General features: G+C 69.2%; 23 protein-coding genes, 1 tRNA gene and 1 riboswitch. Of the genes, 12 read left to right on the top strand and 12 right to left on the bottom strand.

Annotated elements, in window-relative coordinates; all coding sequences use genetic code 11:
• Window positions 1-292 precede the first annotated feature (292 nt).
• Entirely contained in the window at window positions 293-595 is a 303-nt protein-coding gene (locus tag I8N68_RS05060; RefSeq protein ID WP_200208392.1) for a zinc finger domain-containing protein, read from the top strand.
• A 66-nt stretch (window positions 596-661) separates the two neighbouring features.
• On the opposite strand, the gene I8N68_RS05055 is transcribed toward I8N68_RS05060, so the two are convergent.
• Window positions 662-841 carry a hypothetical protein gene (locus I8N68_RS05055; protein WP_200208391.1) on the bottom strand — a complete coding sequence of 60 codons (180 nt, stop codon included), beginning with the start codon at window positions 839-841 and terminating at the stop codon, window positions 662-664.
• A gap of 58 nt (window positions 842-899) precedes the next feature.
• Between I8N68_RS05055 and I8N68_RS05050 the strand changes: the two genes are divergently transcribed.
• Entirely contained in the window at window positions 900-1,118 is a 219-nt protein-coding gene (locus I8N68_RS05050; RefSeq protein ID WP_200208389.1) for a hypothetical protein, read from the top strand.
• Window positions 1,119-1,220: 102 nt separating this feature from the next.
• Here the strand turns inward: I8N68_RS05050 and I8N68_RS32720 are convergent, their stop codons facing one another.
• Window positions 1,221-1,709, bottom strand: a complete 489-nt coding sequence (locus I8N68_RS32720; RefSeq protein ID WP_307812621.1) for a transposase — start codon at window positions 1,707-1,709, stop codon at window positions 1,221-1,223.
• A gap of 27 nt (window positions 1,710-1,736) precedes the next feature.
• On the opposite strand from I8N68_RS32720, the gene I8N68_RS05040 reads away from it, so the two are divergent.
• A complete protein-coding gene (locus tag I8N68_RS05040; protein WP_307812620.1) occupies window positions 1,737-3,161 on the top strand; it encodes a low temperature requirement protein A in 1,425 nt (474 codons plus the stop codon).
• A 445-nt stretch (window positions 3,162-3,606) separates the two neighbouring features.
• On the top strand, window positions 3,607-4,344 hold the full coding sequence (locus tag I8N68_RS05035) for a VOC family protein (RefSeq protein ID WP_200208387.1): 738 nt from the start codon (window positions 3,607-3,609) through the stop codon (window positions 4,342-4,344).
• 502 nt (window positions 4,345-4,846) lie between these two features.
• Here the strand turns inward: I8N68_RS05035 and I8N68_RS05030 are convergent.
• Entirely contained in the window at window positions 4,847-5,638 is a 792-nt protein-coding gene (locus I8N68_RS05030; protein ID WP_307812618.1) for a phosphotransferase enzyme family protein, read from the bottom strand.
• Window positions 5,639-5,757: 119 nt separating this feature from the next.
• Between I8N68_RS05030 and I8N68_RS05025 the strand changes: the two genes are divergently transcribed.
• Window positions 5,758-6,180 (top strand): tyrosine-type recombinase/integrase, encoded by a 423-nt coding sequence (locus I8N68_RS05025; RefSeq protein WP_372433675.1) that lies wholly within the window; start codon window positions 5,758-5,760, stop codon window positions 6,178-6,180.
• Here the strand turns inward: I8N68_RS05025 and I8N68_RS05020 are convergent.
• Both I8N68_RS05020 and I8N68_RS05015 read right to left on the bottom strand, forming a co-directional pair.
• Window positions 6,115-6,450 (bottom strand): bacteriocin immunity protein, encoded by a 336-nt coding sequence (locus I8N68_RS05020; protein ID WP_234038809.1) that lies wholly within the window; start codon window positions 6,448-6,450, stop codon window positions 6,115-6,117. The two genes, I8N68_RS05025 and I8N68_RS05020, sit on opposite strands and share 66 nt — an antisense overlap.
• Window positions 6,451-6,900: 450 nt before the next feature.
• Window positions 6,901-7,248: an immunity 8 family protein gene (locus I8N68_RS05015; protein ID WP_200208383.1), complete on the bottom strand. Its 348-nt coding sequence runs from the start codon at window positions 7,246-7,248 to the stop codon at window positions 6,901-6,903.
• 217 nt (window positions 7,249-7,465) lie between these two features.
• Between I8N68_RS05015 and I8N68_RS05010 the strand changes: the two genes are divergently transcribed.
• On the top strand, window positions 7,466-8,158 hold the full coding sequence (locus I8N68_RS05010; protein WP_200208381.1) for a hypothetical protein: 693 nt from the start codon (window positions 7,466-7,468) through the stop codon (window positions 8,156-8,158).
• Here the strand turns inward: I8N68_RS05010 and I8N68_RS05005 are convergent.
• The gene (locus tag I8N68_RS05005; protein ID WP_200208379.1) at window positions 8,124-8,816 is read right to left on the bottom strand and encodes an HAD family hydrolase; all 693 of its coding nucleotides are present in this window, start codon (window positions 8,814-8,816) and stop codon (window positions 8,124-8,126) included. The genes I8N68_RS05010 and I8N68_RS05005 overlap by 35 nt on opposite strands.
• Window positions 8,817-9,111: 295 nt before the next feature.
• Between I8N68_RS05005 and I8N68_RS05000 the strand changes: the two genes are divergently transcribed.
• From I8N68_RS05000 to I8N68_RS04985, 4 genes are all read left to right on the top strand, one after another.
• Entirely contained in the window at window positions 9,112-9,372 is a 261-nt protein-coding gene (locus I8N68_RS05000; protein ID WP_200208377.1) for a DUF7660 family protein, read from the top strand.
• 444 nt (window positions 9,373-9,816) lie between these two features.
• The gene (locus I8N68_RS04995) at window positions 9,817-11,127 is read left to right on the top strand and encodes an MFS transporter (RefSeq protein ID WP_200208375.1); all 1,311 of its coding nucleotides are present in this window, start codon (window positions 9,817-9,819) and stop codon (window positions 11,125-11,127) included.
• A gap of 383 nt (window positions 11,128-11,510) precedes the next feature.
• On the top strand, window positions 11,511-12,092 hold the full coding sequence (locus tag I8N68_RS04990; protein WP_200208373.1) for a hypothetical protein: 582 nt from the start codon (window positions 11,511-11,513) through the stop codon (window positions 12,090-12,092).
• Window positions 12,093-12,790: 698 nt separating this feature from the next.
• Window positions 12,791-13,213, top strand: coding sequence for a tyrosine-type recombinase/integrase (locus I8N68_RS04985; protein ID WP_234038808.1), 423 nt, complete (start codon window positions 12,791-12,793; stop codon window positions 13,211-13,213).
• A gap of 89 nt (window positions 13,214-13,302) precedes the next feature.
• On the opposite strand, the gene I8N68_RS04980 is transcribed toward I8N68_RS04985, so the two are convergent.
• Window positions 13,303-13,376 (bottom strand) — tRNA-Gly (locus I8N68_RS04980).
• A gap of 243 nt (window positions 13,377-13,619) precedes the next feature.
• Between I8N68_RS04980 and I8N68_RS04975 the strand changes: the two genes are divergently transcribed.
• Window positions 13,620-14,597 (top strand): zinc metalloprotease, encoded by a 978-nt coding sequence (locus I8N68_RS04975; RefSeq protein ID WP_200208369.1) that lies wholly within the window; start codon window positions 13,620-13,622, stop codon window positions 14,595-14,597.
• Window positions 14,598-14,660: 63 nt separating this feature from the next.
• On the opposite strand, the gene I8N68_RS04970 is transcribed toward I8N68_RS04975, so the two are convergent.
• Window positions 14,661-15,221: a pyridoxamine 5'-phosphate oxidase family protein gene (locus I8N68_RS04970; RefSeq protein ID WP_200208367.1), complete on the bottom strand. Its 561-nt coding sequence runs from the start codon at window positions 15,219-15,221 to the stop codon at window positions 14,661-14,663.
• Window positions 15,222-15,299: 78 nt separating this feature from the next.
• Here I8N68_RS04970 and dcd point away from each other — a divergent pair, with 78 nt between their 5' ends.
• The gene (gene dcd / locus I8N68_RS04965; RefSeq protein ID WP_200208361.1) at window positions 15,300-15,878 is read left to right on the top strand and encodes a dCTP deaminase; all 579 of its coding nucleotides are present in this window, start codon (window positions 15,300-15,302) and stop codon (window positions 15,876-15,878) included.
• A gap of 40 nt (window positions 15,879-15,918) precedes the next feature.
• Here the strand turns inward: dcd and I8N68_RS04960 are convergent, their stop codons facing one another.
• From I8N68_RS04960 to I8N68_RS04945, 4 genes are all read right to left on the bottom strand, one after another.
• On the bottom strand, window positions 15,919-16,905 hold the full coding sequence (locus I8N68_RS04960) for a C40 family peptidase (RefSeq protein ID WP_234038807.1): 987 nt from the start codon (window positions 16,903-16,905) through the stop codon (window positions 15,919-15,921).
• Window positions 16,906-16,966: 61 nt separating this feature from the next.
• Window positions 16,967-17,102, bottom strand: a riboswitch (cyclic di-AMP (ydaO/yuaA leader).
• A 549-nt stretch (window positions 17,103-17,651) separates the two neighbouring features.
• A complete protein-coding gene (locus I8N68_RS04955; protein ID WP_200208339.1) occupies window positions 17,652-18,653 on the bottom strand; it encodes a C40 family peptidase in 1,002 nt (333 codons plus the stop codon).
• A 179-nt stretch (window positions 18,654-18,832) separates the two neighbouring features.
• Window positions 18,833-19,837 (bottom strand): hemolysin family protein, encoded by a 1,005-nt coding sequence (locus tag I8N68_RS04950; RefSeq protein WP_200208323.1) that lies wholly within the window; start codon window positions 19,835-19,837, stop codon window positions 18,833-18,835.
• Window positions 19,830-21,137: a hemolysin family protein gene (locus tag I8N68_RS04945; RefSeq protein ID WP_200208941.1), complete on the bottom strand. Its 1,308-nt coding sequence runs from the start codon at window positions 21,135-21,137 to the stop codon at window positions 19,830-19,832. The genes I8N68_RS04950 and I8N68_RS04945 overlap by 8 nt, the downstream gene beginning before the upstream one ends.
• Window positions 21,138-21,175: the final 38 nt, after the last annotated feature.

The raw sequence follows: 21,175 nt of genomic DNA, 5'->3' as shown, positions 1-21,175 counted from the left end.
CGCTTTGATCTTTTGTAGAGGCGGATTCGGCAGTATTCCACGCCTATCGCACGCCTATCCGAGCCATGCCTACGCGCTGGAATCGCTGCGCCACTGCCGTCACAGCCCCGTGTGTCTACAGACACTGGGTGTGGAAGCCCCGCCGCGTGGCGGCGTGACGAGGCAGTTTGGACAGGAGCAGGGAGCCGGAGCCCGGCCGCCAGCGGCCACCCGGGCCGCTTAGTTGACCATGACCCAGGGTGCCTTGGACCGCAGCGAGGTTTGGCCCACCCGAGGGCGGGGAGACGGGCGCATGCTTAGCGATTCGGACAGTGCCGCCGCGGATTTCTGGGACGGGATGCGGGAGTTGGCCGCTGCCGCCACGCGGCACCAGGACGAGGAGCTGTTCGGTGCGCTCCACAAGATCGGCAGGGCGGTCACGTCCGGAGGCCTCCCGATACCAACGGGCGGGCAGTTCGTCCCTTGCCCGGTGTGCCGTGCCGTGACCGGCCAGCCCTGCATCAACACGCCTGGCCACCCTCTGAATGACGATTTCCACCCAGAGCGGGTCGAGCTGGGCGAGAAGGTGATGGCCGAGCTTGCGCCGATCCCATGACGCACCGGTACCCATCGGGCGGGCGTGGCGTGGCGAGCTTGATTTGGTGTCTGCTGGCCTTTCTGCTCATCCTGGTGCGCGCGGCAGTCGTACTTTCGTTTGCCACTCGTACATTCGCCGGTCGCGGTGCATCTCGATCAGGTCGACGTGGCTGATGCGGACGATGGCAGGCTCGGGCTTGACGCCCTCGACGGCGCGGATGTAGGGCTCAGCCCGCCCATCTGCCGTCAGGTAGGCGACGCTCACGTGTTGCCGGTACCGGCGAGGATCCTCGAGGACGTGGTCCTCACCGAGGACGCGTCCGATGGCGGTCCGGCTGGCGGCGCGTAGCCGCTGGACGGGCTCGGCGGCCGTCGCCGGCATGACGACGCTCGAAGAGATCGCGTACCTGCTCAGCCAAATGAATTCTGACGAACGTCAGGAGTTCCGCCAGGTATTGAAGCGTATTGCGGCAGCGGAGCCCGAACGGGCTGACTTCATCCACAGCCTTCCGGCCGCGCTGGGTTTGGATGGTGAGCCGTAGAGCGCGGTTGTAAACCTTGGAATGTCGAAGGCCCAGGCTCGGACTCGCGTCCTGGCCAGGGCCTCGATCGAGGAGCGGGTGACGGGAATCGAACCCGCACTGTCAGGTTGGAAATCGGGTCGAGTCGGGGCACCGGGGGCCTGGGGCCCCTGGGCCACATGCCGCAGCAGGACCGGCCTCCGGGCAGCGGGCTTCGGTGATGCGGCGGTGGACGTAGGCGCGTGTGCGCTGGTCGTAGCGCATGCGGCAGAGCGGCGTGTGCAGGGCGTGGTTGGCACCGCGGTCGCCTCCTCGGTAGAGGCGGTGGCGGCGCACCCGTCCGGAGCTCGCGGGGATGGGTGCTGCTCCCAGGTGGGCCAGAGCCGCTTGGTGCAGCCGGTCGGGGTTGTCGCCGGCGTTGGTAAACAGCTGGGCGGCGACATCGGGGCCGACACCGAACAAGGCCGTGGTGCGGGGGCCGCTTCCGGACGATGGGTGCCACCTGCCGGTCGAGGGCGGTGATCTCCTCGGTGAGGGCCGTGACCCGGCGGGCGAGCCCGACCAGGGCTGCGGCGGTGGCGTGTTCCGGCTCGTGAAGTCTGGCCGCGTCACAGGTCAGCGCAGCGTCTCGGGGCCTGCGTGACACGGCGGGTTCAGGACCTGCGTGACTCCGCTGCCCTGCAGCACTGGCCCCACGGCCTGGCCAAGCTCGACGAGCTGATTGAACTGGCGGCGATGGCTGAAGGACGTTCAGCGGCCTCTACCGTCGCCCGTCCCGCGCAGGCCGATTGGCCCCAGGCAACGGTGGCGCATCCGGGTCCACCACCGCTGCTGGATGGTACGAATGCTTCAGGAGCCGACAAAGCGGCGGAAGCGGGCGGGCCGATGACCACGAGCCGGGCAGCAAGACTGCTGCGCAGACCCGAGGAACCGCGGGTGGGGTTCCTGGAGCTGTTCTTCGACCTGGTGTTCGTCTTCGCGCTCGCAACGCTCTCGCACGGGCTGGTGGAGCATCTGACCTGGAGCGACACCTTTCAGACGCTGGTGTTGCTGCTCGCACTGTGGGGGATCTGGAGCCGCACGGCGGGGCTAACCGACCGGTTGGACCCGCAGCAACCGCCGGTACAGGTGCTGGTCATGGCGACCATGTTCGGCACCCTGGTGATGGCCGCCGCAGCGCCTGAGGCGTTCCGCGAACGAGGCCTGCTCTTCGCCGGCGTGTACGTCGCCACGGAGATCGGTCGCTACATCGTCGTCGTGCTCATCCTGTCGGGCCACCAGGCGCAGCGCCTGTTTCTGCGACTACTCTTCTGGTCCGGCGTGTCCGCGGTGCCGTGGATCGCGGGCGCTGTCGCTCAGGACACGGCGCGGACCGTGCTGTGGACCCTGGCGGTGGCCGTGGAATACGTGGCAAACCCACTCAGCTACCGCACACCACGGCTCGGGCGGGCGAGCCCGGCGGACTTCGAGGTCTCCAGCGAGCACGCGGCCGAGCGCTTCCAGCAGCTGTTCATCATCGCGCTCGGCGAGCTGATCCTGGTCACCGGGCTGACCTTCCGGGGCAGCGGGTTCGGGGCCGACAGCAGCACCGCGACGGCGATAGCGTTCGCCACCACCGCGCTGCTGTGGCGGATCTACATCCACCGCGCCGGGCAGCTGCTGGCCGAAGCCATCGCAGCGGCCTCCAACCCAGTCCGCGTCGGTACGTTGGCGGTACACGCCCACCTGGTGATGGTCGCCGGCATCCTCGCCATCGCTGTCGGCGACGAGCTTGTCATCGAGCACCCGCTCGGGCACACCGACCCTGCCCTGATCACCGTCATCCTCGGCGGACCCGCGCTGTTCCTGGCCGGACGCGCCCTCTTCGAATACGGAGTGTTCAACCGGGTGTCCCGCAACCGGCTGATCGGGGTCGGAGTGCTAACCGCCATCTCACCGGCAATGATCTTCCTACCGCCGCTGGTGGCCGCCGCCGCCGCTGCCCTCGTCCTGGCCGGAATCGCCGCATCCGATGCAGCCCGCGCCCGAGGACGCCCACCCGAGCCGCCCTCACCACCCCGCTAGCCCCGGCTGGGACTAGCGTCCTGACCAGGGCCTTCAGCTTGGAGCGGGTGACGGGAACCGAACCCGCACTGTCAGCTTGGGAATCGCACAAGATCGGGTCGTCGTGCTGGTCAGCCGCTGGTCGTTCCGGTCCTGGACGGCCAGACTTGGCCCCTGGTGGCACCCGGTTGTGGCCGTGGATGGCCCGGCAGCTTCGGCTGCGGTTGACGGAGTTGTTCAGCGACGGTTACGAGATCGGCGGACCGCGTCACTACCTGGCCGTGATGCCCGAAATACCTGCGGGCGGCGGTCGCCCCGGCTGCGTCTCGTGCCCGCTCGTGACCGCTGCATGTCACGGTTACTGGCCCACGGATGGCCCGTGATGGTTCAGGTTCAGTCGTCGTGACCGGGAGCGAAGCGCTGTCCCCACTGCGGGGTCGCAGCAACAAGCCCTAACATCGTCGGGATGGCAACGCGGCTTGTTCAAATCAACATGAAGGCTCGGGACGACTCCGCGCTGGGCGGTTTCTGGGCGGAGGCGCTCGGCTGGGGAGTCTCCAGCGAGGGACCCGGCGTGACCAACCTCGAACCCGAGGGCTTCGTCTACCCCGACCCCGTCGCCGTCTGCCTCGACCTCATCGCCTCCCCAGAACCCAAGACGGTGAAGAACCGCGTGCACGTCGACCTCGCCACCACCTCCGCGGCCCATCAGGCGGAGGTGGTCAAGCGCCTGAAGGATCTCGGCGCAACACCCGCCGACGTGGGCCAGGGCGGCGTCCCATGGACGGTCATGGCCGACCCAGAGGGCAACGAGTTCTGCGTGCTGGACCCCCGACCGCTCTACAGAGACACCGGACCGATCGCCGCGGTAGTGGTCGACTGCGCGGATCCGCGAGCCATGGCCCGGTTCTGGGGCAAGGCCATGGACTGGACCCTGCACGAGGTGACCGACCACAAGGCGGTACTGCGCTCCGCCAAGGGCGTCGGCCCATATCTGCAGTTCCTCCGCACACCCGACGTGAAGACCGTGTGGAACCGCGTCCATCTCGACGTCCGCCCATACCCAGGTGACGACCTGGAGGCCGAGGCGGCCAGACTGCGGACTCTCGGCGCCACCGCCATCGACCTAGGCCAAAACGATGTCCCGTGGACCGTCCTCGCAGACCCGGAAGGCAACGAATTCTGCCTCCTCACCCCAGGCTGACCCAAACCCTCGCCAGCCGCCTGCCTGCGGTGGGATGAGGTGTCCGCGCTGCAACGGCAGGACGTCGACGCCGACGCGGGGGTGATCCGGGTTCGCGCACGACGGTTCGGACGACGTCATGGGAGCAGCCGACCTGGCGGCCAATTTCCCTCGACGACAAGCCCTTAGCGCTCAGCCGTCGGGCCAAGCAACGCCGGACGAATGTCTTTGTCGGTGAACGCCAGCAGGGCCGTCTTCGCGCCCATGCCGCTCCTCCCAGTTCGACCGCGAGCGAGCGCCCGCACGGCTTCCCGGCAGACGTGATCGTCAAGCCGGCAGTGTCACAGACGTCCTGAGACCGATCTGTAACGCAGGTCCTGAGACCCGACATCGCCGGCAGCCGGCTGTCCTCCGTCGACTGATGCGCGACAGTCGTCCGCCAACTGATCTGCGACATCCGAGCGCGGATCGCGGCCAGATGTGCGCACTCGACCGCCGAGAACCCCACTCCTAAAACGCGTTCTCAGACCGCTCGAACTTCGGCGAGCCGCTTGACTGCGTACTCGTCGTCCCAGCAGACGGCGGCTTCCCATGCGGCCGACGCTTGCGCGGCGATGTCGTGCGCGACGTCGTCGAGGCCGGCGGCGTTGTCGGGCAGCACGAGGTCGAGGTCGGGGACGTCGACATGCGACTCGTCCCAGTCGATCAGCGCGACCTGATTCGCGGTCATGCGGACGTTGCCCGGGTTGGGGTCGCCGTGCACGACGCATGTCTGACGTCCGGTGAGCCGCGCCCACGCTGCTCGGCATCGAGCAACGCCCTCAGAGGGCATCGCGCCGAGGTCGACCTTCGTCCCAGTCTCGGCGTGCAGGAGGTCGGTCGACGATCGCCAACCTGGGCGCTGCGGCCAGCCCCGCGTCAACCGATGCAGCTCGCGGAGCGTGCCGGCCACGCGACGCCAGTCGGCCGCCGTCTCGGGCGGTCCGCCATCCAGATAGGTCATCACCACCAGCCCGTCGACGAACAGCCGGCCGTCCGTAGTCGAGATCGGCACCGGCACGGTCAGACCCTCACCGTCGAGGTATTGGAGGAGCTCAGTCTCCCACGCGAGATCAGCGTCGCTCCTGGCACCGAGACGACCGACCGCGAGGTGCCCATTGACGCGCACGCTCCACACATCGTTGGCGACTCCGCCAGCGAGCGGTTCGATGCGAGCGACGTCTTCACCCCACCGCCCGAGTGCCTCCCACCCCACTGGCCACATGCTACGGGTGCCGAACATCACTGTTCTCGGCAGATCCGCGCGTTCAGTCACCCACGGCCTGCTGCCTAAGTTCCCTGGCACATGTCGCACTTCAGCTTCGCGGCGTCGGCCTGCTCCTCAGTCCACCGAAGTCCCGGGCCAGCCGGCGCAGGGTCAGCCTGCCGCCGGCCGTGGTCGAGGTCGTCCGCGAGCACCTGGCGGCGGAGGTCGACGACAGGCCGGACGCGTTCGTGTTCACCACCGAGAGCGGGCGGCCGATCTGGCGCGGCAACCTCAACAAGCTGATCGACTGGAAGGCGGCCGTCGCGCGGATCGGACAACCACATTTGCACCTCCACGACCTGCGGCACACCGGGAACACCCTCGCCGCGCGGACCGGAGCGAGCACCCGCGACCTGATGGCCCGGATGGGCCACGACTCATCCCAGGCCGCGTTGATCTATCAGCACGCCACCGCTGAGGCGGATCGGGCCATCGCCCAGGCGCTGCACGAGGCGGTACGCGCGGACCGGAAGAAGTCGAAGAAGTCAGCCGGCAAAGGCAAGCCCAAGGACAGGGCCGGCAAAAGGGGGAAGGAGCGTGGGGAAGGGTGAGGCTATGTGCTCGGCGGCGGCTGTCCATGGCGTGGACCGCATCTGGATCGGCTGATAGGCCAAGGCTCGGTCAACCACCTCAGCAGCCGTCAACTCCGGGTCAGTCCAGAAGATCAGGCCGGAGACACTGCCGTCCGGGCAGACGAGGTCTCGCTCAAGTTGGTCCAGCCACCCGTCCGCCTCAGCGTCGTCCGCGTAGTCGCCCCTCATGATCCGCTCCACGAGGACAATCGCCTCGTCTCGGGTCAGTTTCGCTGCCAGGTCGTTCACCTCCGACCGCACGCTAATGGCACGCCAATGGCACGGGCAACGGCCGCAGCCTGGGAAACGTAAGGCCCTGGCTGGGACTCACGTCCTGACCAGGGCCTTCTCAGTGGAGCGGGTGACGGGAATCGAACCCGCACTGTCAGCTTGGGAATCTCACAAGATCGGCTCTGAGTGCTGCCTTACGCCTGTTCGATGCGCTCTCACACGGCCTGGTTTGGCCTCGGGTGACACCACCTTGTGGCCCGTGGATGGCCCGGCCGGTCCTCTGATCCGTAGCCTCGGCGGAGTTGTCCGGAACGGTCCGCCTTCGGCCTCAGCTCCTGGCTCTACGCCTGCCGCCGTCCTTGGCCGTCTCGACCGATCCGGCGACGTTGCTGTCAATCGTTGCTGTCAGCCGTTGCGCACCGCCGAACCGTCTGCGGTCATCGCTTCGATGCCGGAAGCGGCAGTCCATCAGCCGCGGTAGTCCTCGAACTCCCATAGACCAATGCGACCGACCTTCTGGGCGAGCTCGACGCGGCTGGGCGCCTCGATGTTTCCGATCAGCTTGCGCAGGGCTGCCTCGACCGTCGCCGGCGAGAACTCTGCCACGAATAGCCAGTGCCGCCCCACCAGGAAGGATTGCCGGGCCAACAGGTCGACCAGGGCGGCCGGCGTACACGCGCTCACCTGGTACTGCTCCTCGCCTGGCTCGCCGTGGACACCGACATACACCTCGGCGAGCTGCACGGTGTTGACAGGATCGAAGGGCTGGCCAGATTCGAGGTCCGGGAACCGGACGTGCCGCACTTCCGCACGCATGGGGGCAAGCTACCGCCTGGCACGCCCCAACGACATGTGCATTACGAGATCAAATTGTCGGCTCCGGCGACCTGGGCACATGGGCGCCTAGCAGGGGAAACACCTCTCGACGTCTCACACCACTCCCCGCCGTCCGTCGACCTCTTGCGGACCAGATGCGGACCGCTCACCTGTCCAGGGGGTCCGGAGCATCGCCCGGATGTACCAGGATGGGGCCGTGCTCGCCGAACCGACGATGCTCCTCGTCCACAGTCCGCTCCTCACCTCGGCGACGTGGGACGCCCTGCGGCCGCACCTCGAAGCGGCGGGGTGGCGCGTGGCGGTACCGGACCTTCGTCCCTTGGTCGAGGCGCCGTCCTTCCATGCGGCAGTCTGCGCGGCAGCGGCTGCCAGCGTCGCCCCGAGTGCGCCCACCGTCATCGTCGGCCACAGCCGCGCAGGTGCCTACTTGCCCGGCATCGCCGACGCGGTCGGTAGGGAGCGGCTAGATGTCGTCTTCCTGGACGCCCGCCTGCCGCACCCGGGCACCAGCTGGGTTGGGTCAGTGCCCCCGAAGCGGGCCAGGTGGCTGCGGGAGATGGCGGTGTCGGGCCGGCTGCCGACGTGGGACACCTGGTTTCACGCCGGCTCCCTCGACGATCTCCTGCCCGACCCAGGCCAGCGGCGCCAGGTGCTGAGCGGCTTACCCGAGCTGTCGTGGAAGGTCGTCTCCGAGGTGCTGCCGCCGCCGGGCAGGGCGTGGGACTCCGCCAGGCACACATACCTTCAGCTGAGCGCTGCGTACCAGTCCACGGCAGAGCAGGCGGAAGAATGTGGGTACCGGGTCCGGCGCCGGGACGCCGATCACCTGGCGATGGTCACGCAGCCCGCGATGGTCACGGATCTACTTCTGTCGGCATTGCGGGCATAGCAGCGAGCTCTTCGCCAAGGAGTACCCGAACAGCGGCGACGACATCGCTGACGGTGCGGTCCGGTGGAGCGAGTTGCGCTGGCCAATCCTTGCCCCTGCTCACCCAGACGGTGGCAAGCCCGGCCGCGCGGCCGCCCTCGACATCGAGGAAGGGGCTGTCACCGATCGCCCAACCCCCGCCGGACAGATCGAGCCCGCACCCACGGGCCGCTGCCTCGAAAATCTCGCGGGCCGGCTTTCGGATGCCCAACTCTCCGGACACTGCCCAGGCATCAACGCACTGGTCCAGCCCGGTACGCCTGATCTTGCCCAACTGGTTGTCGGCCTGGCCGTTCGTCACGATCGCCACCGTCCAGCCGTCGTCTCGCAGCAGCGTTAGCGACGCCAGCACCTCCCGGCGGCAGCTCACCAGTTCCGGCATCCGACGTCGGTACTGCGCCCAGGTGTCGACCACCGAGGCCGTCAGACTGAAACGCTGCTTCACTTCGCCGAAGAACCAGTCTCGGGGCACGAAACCGTCTTGGTCCGTAGCGATCAGCCAGGCCAAGGCATCGTCCGGCAATTGGCGTTCGGTGCAGAACTCGACCGCCCACCGCCGGAACGCCTCCGAGCGATCTACAAGCGTGTTGTCGAGGTCGAAGAGCGCCAGCCGCTGCATGGTCAACGACCGTACCGGGCGGTTAAGCCGATCTCCTCGTCGGGCAGTCTCCGACCGTCCAGCCTCCCCGGACGGGGACAAGGTGGAGCGCCCTACCGGACGAGTCTCAATGGCTGCGGTCAAGCGTCGGCCGGGCGACCCCGATCGGCCTGGGGGTTAGAAGAACATCACGGATGGCTGGTCACGGTAACGTGCCCCTGCTCAAGCTGTCCGTCACTGTCGGGTCACGTCGGCATTGGCCGGCGGTCTTGGCTGTACGAATGGCTGCATGGCGGCGGGATGCAGGAGGGGCGGCATGGCAGAGGACGATAACCGCCCGCTGAAGCGGGTCGACAGCCTGGACGACTTGGTTACCTGGCTGCGGTGGATAGCTGATGATGTCGCTCGCGATCCAGACGCCGTCGAAAACATGACCACAGACCGCTACCTGGAGGCGTGCGCGGCGTACCTACAGGACCGAAGCCGTCTCCAGAAGCGTGCCGGCCAACCTCTCCCGGCACAACCGACCTGGCAACTCCTCGCGGATGCCCTGCACGCCGGATGCTTCTACGAGTAAGCGCTACGCCTTTCACCGCACCGCGAGTTTGGAAGGGCGAAGATCAGCGCCGTGGGATGCCCGAAACGCCTGCTGGCGGCAGGGGAGCGGATTGCGGCTCGTGCCCGCTCGTGCCCGTCCGAGGCACTGGCTACTGGCACGTGGCTGGCACGCCGTCGCCATCTGATCCGTAGATTCCCAAGACCACTCCGCAGCCGTTCGGCAACGTCCGCGTCGCCCTGGTCGCCGCGCTCTCGGCAACTGGATCGGTCCGGGCTCGTCCGGCTCCGTTCGCCCGCGTGGCTCCCAATGTTGGCTCCTGACCAGGCGCTGACCCCGCGAGGCGATGCGGGTAATTCTCGCTGGCGTCCCCCGTACCGGCCGGGCAAGATCCCCTCGGGCACGACCGCGACCCGCATCCGCCGGGCCGCGGCCGGACGGGCGGCAACGAGGGACGTACCGGAAATGATCAAGGAATCCTTCGGGGCGCTGGTCGAGCGTCCCTACCGGCTGTTGTGGATCGGGCGGACGACCTCGTCGACCGGCGACGCTCTGATGCCGGTCACGCTCGCCTTCGCGGTGTTGTCCGTCGGCGGCTCGGCGAGCGAGATCGGTGCCGTCCTGGGCATCTCCACGGTCGTCCGGGTGCTCCTGCTGATCTTCGGCGGCACCCTGGCCGACCGGATGTCCCGCCGGCTGCTGCTGGTCGGCAGCGACGTCTTCCTGCTGGTCGTGCAGTCCACCGTCGGCGTGCTGCTCCTGACGGGGCGGAGCAGCGTCGCCATCCTGCTGGTCGCGGCGGTTTGCTACGGGGCGGCGTCGGCTATCTCCAAGCCCGCGTTGTCCGGTCTCGTCCCGCAGACGATCAGCAAACCCCGGCTCCAGCAGGCCAACGCGCTGATGGACATGTCGCGCAGCGGCGCGGACATCCTCGGGCCGGCCGTCGCCGGCCTCGCCGTCGCCGTCACCTCGGCTGGTTGGGTCTACCTGGCCGACGCCGTCACCTTCGGAATCAGCGCCGTGGCGCTGGCCCGGCTCCCGTTGCCGCCGTTGGTCCGCAAGGAGCGCACCACCTTCTTCGCCGATCTGGCGGCCGGCTGGCGCGAGGTGGCCTCCCGTACCTGGTATTGGGTTGCCCTGTGTGGGCACGCGGTCTGGAACCTCGGCGCGACCGCGCTCTGGGTCCTCGGCCCGGTGATCATCTCGCGGCAGGCCGGCGGCGCGTCCGGCTGGGGCCTGGTGAGCACCGGCATGGCGGTCGGCTCCCTGGTCGGCGGCGCGGTGGCGCTGCGGCTGCGGCCGCGTCGCCCGCTGATCGTCGCCCACCTCGCGCTGCTGCTGACCGGACTGGGCCTCGCCTCCCTGATCGGCCCGTCGCCGGTGGTCGTCACCGTGTTCGCCGGGCTGGTGGGCGCGGCCGGCGTGGCCTTCGTCAACAGCGTCTGGACGACGATGACGCAGCGGCTGATCCCGGCGGAGGTGCTGTCCCGGGTCAGCTCGTACGACTGGCTGGTGTCGTTCACCGTGGCGCCGCTCGGCTACGCCCTGGTCGGACCCTTGTCGGAGCGGATCGGCACCGCCGCCACCCTCCAACTGGCGGTCGCCGTCGTCGTGCTCGGCGTCGGCCTCGTCCTGCTCGTCCCGCGGATCCGACAGCTGCGGCAGAGCGCCGATGGTGAGCTCTTCGGGTGGCCGGAGCACCGCCGGGCGGCCGGTCCGGCAATGGCCGGGGTTACCGCCGGCGGCTCGGTGGATGAGGGCTCGGGCCGCGGGTAACCGGCTCCACCCGCCGCAGTCGCAACCCGTCTTGCCGACGGATGCCGCGGACCTGCTCGATGGCCTAGCTAGTACCTCTGAGCATCCGTCCCGCCCCACCAACATCGGCAGGACATGCCTGGAGCTTCAGTTTGGAAGGGCGAAGATCACCGTCCCGAGATGCCCGAAACGCCTGCTGGCGGCAGGCGAGCGGGTCACGGCTCTTGCCCGCTCGTGCCCGTCCGGGGCGCCGGCTACTGGCACGTGGCTGGCACGCCGCGCCATCTGATCCGCAAATCCCCAAGCCCATGTCGAGGCCGTCCGGGTCGGTCCGCTGGACTGCTTTCCTCGACCGCCGACAAGTGGCTGGGGACAAATCGGGGTGATGGTCCATGCTTGAGTGCATGGAGCCGGAGAAGATCCTCAACGAGCTGCCGCCGCCAGAAAACCTGGCACTCAGTCAGGCGTGGCTCTGGACGAAGGCCGCCATGGTCCCGGCCGAGCGCCTACTTAACGGGCCAAGCTCCGGCCTTCCGGATGCGATGCTGCTGTTGGTCGCTCTGCGCAACGTCCATCGTGCTGCCACCATGGCCCTCCGGCACATGCGCAACCCCGAAGCCAAGCAGCATCTGACCGATGCGGTGGCACGGTTTGACGCGGCGCTGCCGGGACTGGTTGAGGCTCGTGACGTCGTGGAGCACTTCGATCAGTACGTCCTGGGCGCCGGCAACATGCAGAAGCGCTTGAGGAGGGATGCGGTCTCCAAGGGGGATGACCTATCCGAGGCCGAGCTCGCCGAGCTCTACGCGCCCCGGCTGCGGGGTACCGGAAGCCACCCGCTGATCTCCATCGGCCCACACACGATCGAAGTCACGAGAGCGCCCGATGCCGCGAGCTGGCTCCTTGCCAGGATCTACTCGGCTGCGGACATTGAGCAGAGGGAACCGTCGGAGCCTGCCTCGTGCATCTCGCCCCGGCGGCCGTGAGCGGCCTTGGGATTAGAAGAAGATCGCGGATGGCTGGTCAGGTGACTGCTTCCCTGGTCGGCCCGTCTGCCGTTGTCGGGTGGCGTCCGCGTTAGCGGGCGGGCTTGGCTGTACGGATGGCTGTACAGCCAGCGGCGCTCCTGCTCCAGTCGCCTTCAACCTGGGGGATCCGGCGGGGCGAATACCTGGGTGAAGATGATGACCAACGAAGCTGCCGCCAGGATCATTGAACCGACAGCAGTGTTGACCGCCAGGGCCAGTACAAGCCCCACGAGCGCCATGCACCCCGCCGGCGACCGCGACGGCACGCTGTTTCCGAGTCATGCGGCGCCACGCCGGTTCGCTCTTTCTCGCCATGCCGGTAGGGTGCCATGAATCGATCGGTCTGGCTTCCTGGCTGAGAGCGGATCTCCTCGTCGGGCAGTCGTAGACCGCCCAGCCTCCCCGGACGGGGACAAGGTGGAGCGCCTCACCAGCCGAACGACCTTGGCCCCGTCCGGGGAGGCTGGTAGCCCTTGTGGTGCCTGGCGAGGTGATCTGCGGCGGCATCTCTGAGGAGGGCCGGGGTTCGGGGCGGAGCCCCGAGGTCTTCAGGATCTTGTCGTCCGTCAGTTGGCCGGCCGGCCCGGCCGATGCCGGCCGGAGGTCGCCAGCAGGCCGGGGCCGGGCCGGCGCGGCCCGCTTTGCGGGCCGCCTTGATGCCCGCGGCGATCCTGCCGGCGCTGCGCGAGCATCTGGCGGCCTTCGTCGATGACAATCCGGAAGCGTTGGTCTTCACCACGCCGTCCGGGCGGCCGATTTGGCGCGGCAACCTCAACAAGGTCATCGGCTGGTCGGCAGCGATCGGCAAGCTCGGCGTACCGGGTCTGCACTTTCACGACCTGCGGCACAGTGGCAACACGATCGCCGCGCGGACCGGCGCGAGCACGCGGGAACTCATGGCGCGGATGGGTCACGACTCGGCGCAGGCGGCCATGATCTACCAGCACGCCACCTCGGAGGCGGATCGGGCCATCGCCCAGGCGGTGAGCGACGCGGTGAAAGCCGAACACAAGAAGGCCAGGAAGCCGGCGGCCGGCGGGTCGGGCAAGCCCGGAGGCAGGGGCAAGAAGCGTGGCTAGTGGCCCGTGGATGGCCCGTCGGGCGCTTACGGCCGGAGCAATATCGAAGGCCCTGGCTGGGACTCGCGTCCTAACCAGGGCCTCGATGGTGGAGCGGGTGACGGGAATCGAACCCGCACTGTCAGCTTGGGAAGCTGATGTTCTGCCATTGAACTACACCCGCAGGCGGCACCACTGTACCTGAGGTCACCGTGCCCGTGCATCCAGGTACCCCGGCGAGCCCTTCCCCCGCCGTAACCACCCTGAAACGATCTTGAAACCCCCGGTCGAGGATTGCGCAGGGAAAAGTTTCCCCACGGCAACATATAGCCGTTCTCAAATTTGTCGATGGGATGTAACGTCGGCCGCACGTTTCTCAGCCACGGCGCGACATACCCCGGTCGCGCCGACAGAAAGAGGTGGGCCCATGGGACTTCGTCCCAACCTGCTGACCCGGCGTACCGCCGGTGTCGCGTCGACGACCCTCGCGCTGCTGCTCAGCACCGCCGCCGTGGGCGTCGTTCCCGCTGCTTCGGCCTTCTCGGCCGCCCCCGCAGCGCCCTGCGCCGAGCCGGCGGACGTCCACTCGGACGCCCGGGTCAAGCAGGGCGGATCGGCCAAGCTGGACCCGAACGAGCTGACCGCCCAGCAGGTCCGTGACCGCGAGGCCGACCTCGCCGGCGCGCTGCGCGAGCGGGCGAACTTCCGGACCGGGGCCGCCACCCTGGCCACCGTCACCATCCCCGTCGTCGTGCACGTCATCCAGCGCGACAGCACCCGGGCCGGCGGAAACATCCCGGACTCGCTGATCACCTCGCAGATCACCGTGCTCAACCAGGCGTACAGCGGCGCCACCGGCGGCGCGCCGACCGCCTTCAGCTTCCAGCTGTCGAAGATCAATCGCGTCACCAACCCGGCCTGGTACCCGATCGTGCAGGGCTCCAGCGCCGAGCGGCAGATGAAGACCTCGCTGCGCGAGGGTGGCAAGAACACGCTCAACATGTACCTGGGCGAGCTGAGCGACGACCTGCTCGGCTGGGCGACCTTCCCGAAGCGCAAGCTGGACGGCATGGACGGTGTGGTCGTGCTGAGCGAGTCGCTGCCGGGCGGCACCGCGACCAACTACAACCAGGGCGACACCGGCACCCACGAGATCGGGCACTGGCTGAACCTCTACCACACCTTCCAGGGTGGCTGCTCCGGCTCGGGTGACAGCGTCAGCGACACTCCGGCGGAGTCGTCGCCGGCGTTCCAGTGCCCGACCGGGCGGGACACCTGCGCCACGGCCGGCCTGGACCCGATCACCAACTTCATGGACTACACCTACGACTCGTGCATGTACCAGTTCACCGCTGGTCAGGCGAGCCGCATGCTGACCGCGTGGAACGCCTACCGCGCGGCGTAACACCTCCGCAGACGCCGGTGCCGGCTCCGTCCTCGGACGGGGCCGGCACCGGCGTCTGCGGGGTCAGGCCGCCGTCCGGCGGGTGTCGAAGCCGTGCCGCCCGCGCCGGGTCGGCCGCTGATCGGGTACGGTCGCGGCGTTGCCGGCCGGCTGGGCCGGCCGGGGGTCGAGCCAGACCTGAACGACGGGCTGCCCGTCGCCGGGGCTCACCGCGTCGTTGGAGGCGCGGCGGGTGAGCATGGCGACGTCGATGGTGAACTCGAACAACCGCCAGTCGACCTGGGGCGCGGCGCGGCCGATCTCGGCCACCCGGGCCACCCGGGCCTGGTCGGTGACCGGGCGGGCGCGACCGGCGACGTACGCCTCGTCGTCGCTCTCCTCTGGCGGGAACGAGTGCAGCGCGTAGCGGCCGTCACGTTCGAGGTCGCGGCGCTTCGGCGAGTCGATGACGAAGCAGTAGAGCCCCTCGTCGGTGATGACCGGCGAGACCGGGTGGACGCGGGGGCCGCCGTCGGCGCGGACCGTGGCGAGGTAGCCGAAGCCCGGCCCGTACTGCTGCAGGAGAAGGCGGATCTCGCCGGCGAGGCCGGGCTCGTCGGCGGCGAATTCGGACCAGGAAGCCATGTCGACATTCTATCGAACACACGTACGAACGCGCAGTCCGACACGCAGGTCGCCCGTACCGGTCGCTATGGTGTTCCGATGCTGCTCTCCGACCGCGACCTGGTCTCCGAGATCAAGGCGGGCACGCTCGCGCTGGAGCCGTTCGAGCCCACGCTGGTGCAGCCGTCCAGCATCGACGTACGCCTGGACAAGCTCTTCCGCGTCTTCAACAACCACCTCTACACGCACATCGACCCGTCCCTGCAGCAGGACGACCTGACCTCGATGGTCGAGGTGCCCGAGGGCGAGCCGTTCGTGCTGCACCCGGGGGAGTTCGTGCTCGCCTCGACGCTCGAGGTGATCTCGCTGGGTGACCAGCTCGCCGGGCGCCTGGAGGGCAAGTCGAGCCTGGGCCGGCTCGGGCTGCTCACCCATTCCACCGCCGGCTTCATCGACCCCGGCTTCTCCGGGCACGTCACGCTGGAGCTCTCCAACGTGGCGAACCTGCCGATCACCCTCTGGCCCGGGATGAAGATCGGCCAGCTCTGCATCTTCCGGCTCTCCTCGCCCGCCGAGCACCCGTACGGCTCCGCGGTCTACGGCTCGCGTTACCAGGGGCAGCGCGGGCCCACGCCGAGCCGGTCCTGGCAGAACTGGCGCACCTGGCCGACCCGCTGACGGCGGCAGGGGCCCCCGCGCGGGAGCCCCTGCCGGCGGATCAGCCCGGTCGGCCGTAGCTGTTGATCTGGCCGTCGTCGACACGCTTCATCGTGATCGGCTTGCCGGACTGGGAGGCGTGCACCACCCAGCCGTTGCCGACGTACATGGCGACGTGGTGCAGGTCGCTGTAGTAGAAGACCAGGTCACCCACACGCAGCTCGCTCCGGCTCACCCGGCGGGTGACGTCGTGCTGCTGCCGGGCGTTGTGCGGCAGCGAGACCCCGGCCTTCGCCCACGCGGCCATGGTCAGACCCGAGCAGTCGTAGTGGTCGGGGCCGGCGGCGCCCCAGACGTAGATCTTGCCGATCTGGGCGCAGGCGAACTTGACCGCCACCCCGGCGGGGCCGCCCGGGTAGCCGGAGGGGCAGGGAGCGGGACGCAGCGGACCGGCGCCGCCGCTGCCGTAGATCTTCATCCGGAGCTTGTCCAGCTTGGCGATCTCGGCGTTGATCTGCTTCTTCTTCGCCGCGAGCTGGGCCTCGGTCCGGGTCAGCTGGGCGACCATCTCGTCCAGCGGCTTCTTCTTGGCGGCCAGCTCGTCGCGCAGCTCGACGACGGTACGCACCTGCTGCTGCTGGCGGTAGGCGAAGCGGTCGAGCAGTTCGAGGCCGTTGACCACGTCGGCCGGTGACCGGCTGCCCAGCAGCGCGTTCATCGTCGACAGGTGCTCGCCCTTGTACGCGTTGGCGGCGAGGCCGCTGACCTGACCCATGGCGAGGTCGACCTGGAGCTGCAGCGGGGCGATCTGCTTGGCCAGCGCGGCGACCTGCTTCCGCTTGACCGCGAGGTCCTGACGGGCGGCGTTGTGTTGCTCGATGATCGGTTCGAGCTTGTTCCAGTCCTGGTCGATCTGGCGCTCGATCTCGGTGACCGTGGGTTCGGCGTGGGCCGGGGTGGCGGCGCCGGTCAGGATGACGGCGGCGCCGGCCAGGGCGGCGAGGGCGGTGGTGAAGCGGGACCAGCGGTGACGCGGCGCAGCCGTCATCCGGTCAGCCGACCGGACCGACGGTCGCCGCGGGGCATGGTGTGCCACCGGGCTTCTGTTCTCCTTCTTCGCTGACCGCCTACCGGGTTAGCTGACGGGTTCGGACGGGAAGGGAGCCGCCCTACCGCAGTACTGCGGATTCACCCCAGATACCTGGGTCCCCGGCTCGCCCGGAGGCGACTCGGCAGTGTCCGACCGTCACCACCCGGGTTGGACGGTGAACTCACCGGTCGACGATTGACCAGAGTAGAGATGGCCGTTATCGATCCGCAACCCGCGACGCCGTGACACTCCGTATCCGCGTCCGGGAACGGGCCGGAAGCGCCTGAAGATTACTTTCATCCAACATCATAATCTCGTAAGTATTCGCTGTGCCGTGCCCGCTGCGCGGCTCCTCGTCGGTCATCCTGCGCACCGCGCCCAGCCCGGACGCCCCGCTGGTCAACGACCGTGGCCTGCGACCCAACGGCACGCCGGACACGATGTACGTCTCCGACCACGGCGCCCGCGCCTCGGCCGGCCAGACGTACGCCCTCGCCGACGTCCAGGGCGACTGGACCGCGATCTGGTACCTCGGCCAGCAGGCGTGGTTCTTCAACCCGGCCTCGGCGCCCACGGCGAAGTGGGCCGAGGGCTTCGTGGTGACCCCCGGGCCGGGCAAGGCCACCATCCCGGTGTACGCCGCACCGCACGACGAAGGCCCCCGGTCGACTCGACCGGGGGCCTTCACGTCGTCACGGGTCGGCTCAGGTGACCCGGCGGAAGCCGGCCAACGGCATGTAGCTGATCGGTGTCACCTGGACCGGCTTGCCGGTCCGCGGCGCGTGCACCATCAGGCCGTTGCCGAGGTAGAGGCCCATGTGGTGCAGGTCGCTGAAGAAGAAGACCAGATCACCGGGGCGCGCCTCGGACCGCGAGACCGACCGGCCCTCGTTCCACTGGGCGCCGGTGAAGTGGGTCAGGTAGATGCCCGCCGCCTTGTAGGCGTACTGGGTAAGGCCGGAGCAGTCGAAGGAGTTCGGCCCGGTGGCACCCCAGACGTACGGGTCGCCGACCTGCTGGCAGGCGACCCGGATGGCGGTCTGCGCGGCGCTGCTGACCACACCGTTGATGGTGGGGCAACCCGCCACCTTCACCGTGGTCTTCGGCAGCGAGGCGGTGAGCCGCTTGATCTCGGCGTCGATCTGCTTCTTCTTCGCCGCCATCTCGTCGCGCTGCTTGAGCTGGGTGGCGATCAACGCGTCCAGCTTCTGCTTCTCGCGGTTGTACCGGTCGCGGATGGCAAGCACCCCGGCGACCTGCTTGCGCTCCTGCGCGGCCAGCCGGTCGAGGACGGTGAGCTGCTCGGCGAGGGTGCCCGGCTTGGCGCTGACCAGCAGGGCGCTGATCTCCTGCGACGGGCCCTCCATGTAGTAACGGGCGGCCAGGTCGCCGACCCGGTTCATGGCCAGTGCCGACTGCAACTCCAGCGGCGCCATCTTCTTCTGCAGGGCCGCCGACTTCTTCTGGTTGACCTTCAGCTGGGCGCGAATCTTGTTGTAGCCCTCGATCGTGGGCTCCAACCGCTCCCACTGCTTGTCGATCTGCGCCTCGATCTCGTCCACCGACGGGGCCGCGTGCGCGGGCGCGGCGACCAGCCCGGCGCCGACGGCGACGGCCGCGACCAGGGTGAGCAGGCGGTGTACGACCCGGCGCGCGCCGACCGGTCGGACGGACGGCCGACTCGGGGCGTGACGATGAGGGGGCATGGTTGCCACCGGCACCGACTCCTTTTGCAACCGACCGCCGGGCGCCTCGCGAGGGGGAAGATCGAGGCAGACGACCCACAGCGGTCGGTGCCCCACATTAGGGAAGCCCCCGGGTGATATCAAGGCGGCCTTTTGTTCAATTACTTCTGCGCGACCGCTTGCACACCAAGGGTATTCATTCACTTGCCAACGATGGCAGTCAATACGTCATCGAGTGTCACCACACCGAGCGGTCGGCGGCCGTCGCTCACCAGCACCATGTGCCGCCGCTCGCGCCGCATCGACAGCAGCAGGTCGGCCAGCGTACGGTCCGGCGGCACCACGGCCAGCGGCCGGTAGATCTCCGCCGGCACCGGGGCGCGACGGCTCGCGCCGGCGTACCCGAGCACGTCCTTGACGTGCACGAAACCGAGCACCCGGCGGGTGGATCGCTGGACCACCGGGAACCGGGACCGGCCGGTGCCGGTGGCCAGCACCTCCAGCGACGCCGGTGACACGTCCTCGGCCACCGTGGTCACCGTCGACCACGGTTGCAGCGCGTCCGCCGCCGTCCGGCTGTGCAACGCCAGCGCGCCGGTGATCCGGGCGTGCTCCTCCGCGTCCAGCAGCCCCTCGGTACGCGCCTGGGAGACCAACCCGGCCAGCTCCTCCGCCGTGAACACCGTCTTCACCGCGTCGGTCGCCTCGACCCGCCACAGCCGCAGCACCTGCCGGGCCGACCACTTCATCGCCAGCAGCAGCGGCTTGGTGGCCAGGCAGAACGCCAGCATCGCCGGCCCCAGCCAGAGCGCCGACGGCTCCGGCCCGGCCAGCGTGATGTTCTTCGGCACCATCTCGCCGACCACGGTGTGCAGGAAGACCACCACGCCGAGCGCGATCACGAACGCCACCGGGTGCACCACGCCGACGGGCAGCCCGAGCGCCTCGAACGGCGACTCCAGCAGGTGCGCCAGCGCCGGCTCCGCGATCGCGCCCAGCCCCAGCGAGCAGATCGTGATACCGAGCTGCGCCCCCGCGATCATCAGCGGGATCTGGTTCATCGCGGACAGCGCCCACCGGGCCCGCTTCGAGCTGGCGGCGAGCGGCTCGATCACGGTACGACGGGACGCGATCAGCGCGAACTCGCTGCCCACGAAGAAGGCGTTGCCGAGCAGCAGCACCACGGCGAGCAGCAGCTCAGTCATCGTCGTCCGGTTCCTCCGGGCGGACCACCCGGACCTGCTCGATCCGGTGCCGCTCGACCTCGACCACGGTGAACTCGTACCCGCTCTCCTCGACCTTCTCGCCCGGCACCGGGATGTGCCCCAGCCGGGCCATCAGGAAGCCCGCCAGGGTCTCGTACGGCCCCTCGGGCAGCCGGAAGCCGGTCTGCTCGGCCAGCTCGTCCTCGCGCAGCACACCGTCCAGCAGGACGGCCCGCTCCCCGCCCGGCACGGTCAGCTCGACCGGCCCGAGGTCGGCCACCGCGTCCGGGTCGAACTCGTCGGCGATCTCCCCGACCAGCTCCTCGACCAGGTCCTCCACGGTCACCACGCCGTCGGTGCCGCCATACTCGTCCACCACGATGGCCAGGTCGGCGCCGGCGTCCTTCAGCGCGGCGAGGACGCCGTCGAGGTCCAGGCTCTCCGGGACGTACACCGGTTCGCGGGCCACCGCGGCGACGGTGGTGGACGCCCGGCGGGCCAGCGGCACGCCCAGCGCGTCCGGCACCCCGGCCACCCCGGTGACCAGGTCCAGGGTCTCCTCGAAGATCGGGAACCGGGTCCGCCCGGTCTGCTGGGACAGGCTCAGCAGCTCGGCGACCGTGGCGCTGGCCCGCAACGCGATCACGTCGACCCGGGGGGTCATCGCCTCGGCGGCCCGCTTGTCGCCGAAGCGGATGGTGCGGCGCAGCAGCATCGCGGTGTCCGGCGGCAGCGCCCCGGCCCGGGCGGAGATCGCCGCGAGCAGCCCCAGCTCCTCCGGCGACCGGGCGCTGGCCAGCTCCTCCTGCGGCTCCACGCCGAACTGGCGGACCAGCCGGTTCGCGGAGTTGTTCAGTCCCCGGATCAGCCAGCCGAGCGCCCGGGCGAAATTGCGCATCGGCGCGGCGGTGGCCAACGCGGTCGGCATCGGCCGGGCCAGCGCCAGGTTCTTCGGCACCAGCTCGCCGAAGAGCATCGAGATCAGCGTGGCCAGCGCCAGGGCCAGCACCGGGCCGAACCGCTCGGCGCCGCCGACCGGCCGCAGCAGCGGGGCGAAGAGCCGGGCCAGCGCCGGTTCGGCCAGGTAGCCGGTGAGCAGCGCGGTGATGGTGATGCCGAGCTGCGCGCCGGAGAGCTGGAAGGAGAGCTCCCGCAGCGCCGTGCGCACGGTGACGGCCCGGGCGTCGCCGGCGGCGGCCCGCCGGTCGATCTCCGCCCGGTCGACGGTGACCAGGGCGAACTCGGCCACCACGAAGAACGCGTTGCCGGCGGTCAGCAGCACGAAGCCGACCAGGGGCAACAGCGTGCCGAGCAACAAACCGTCGATGGCGGGGATTC

This window comes from Micromonospora coerulea, assembly GCF_016598485.1.
GTDB classification, from domain to species: domain Bacteria; phylum Actinomycetota; class Actinomycetes; order Mycobacteriales; family Micromonosporaceae; genus Micromonospora; species Micromonospora coerulea.
Note: the sequence above shows the minus strand (reverse complement) of the source record. Positions and strands in the feature narration are given on the sequence as shown.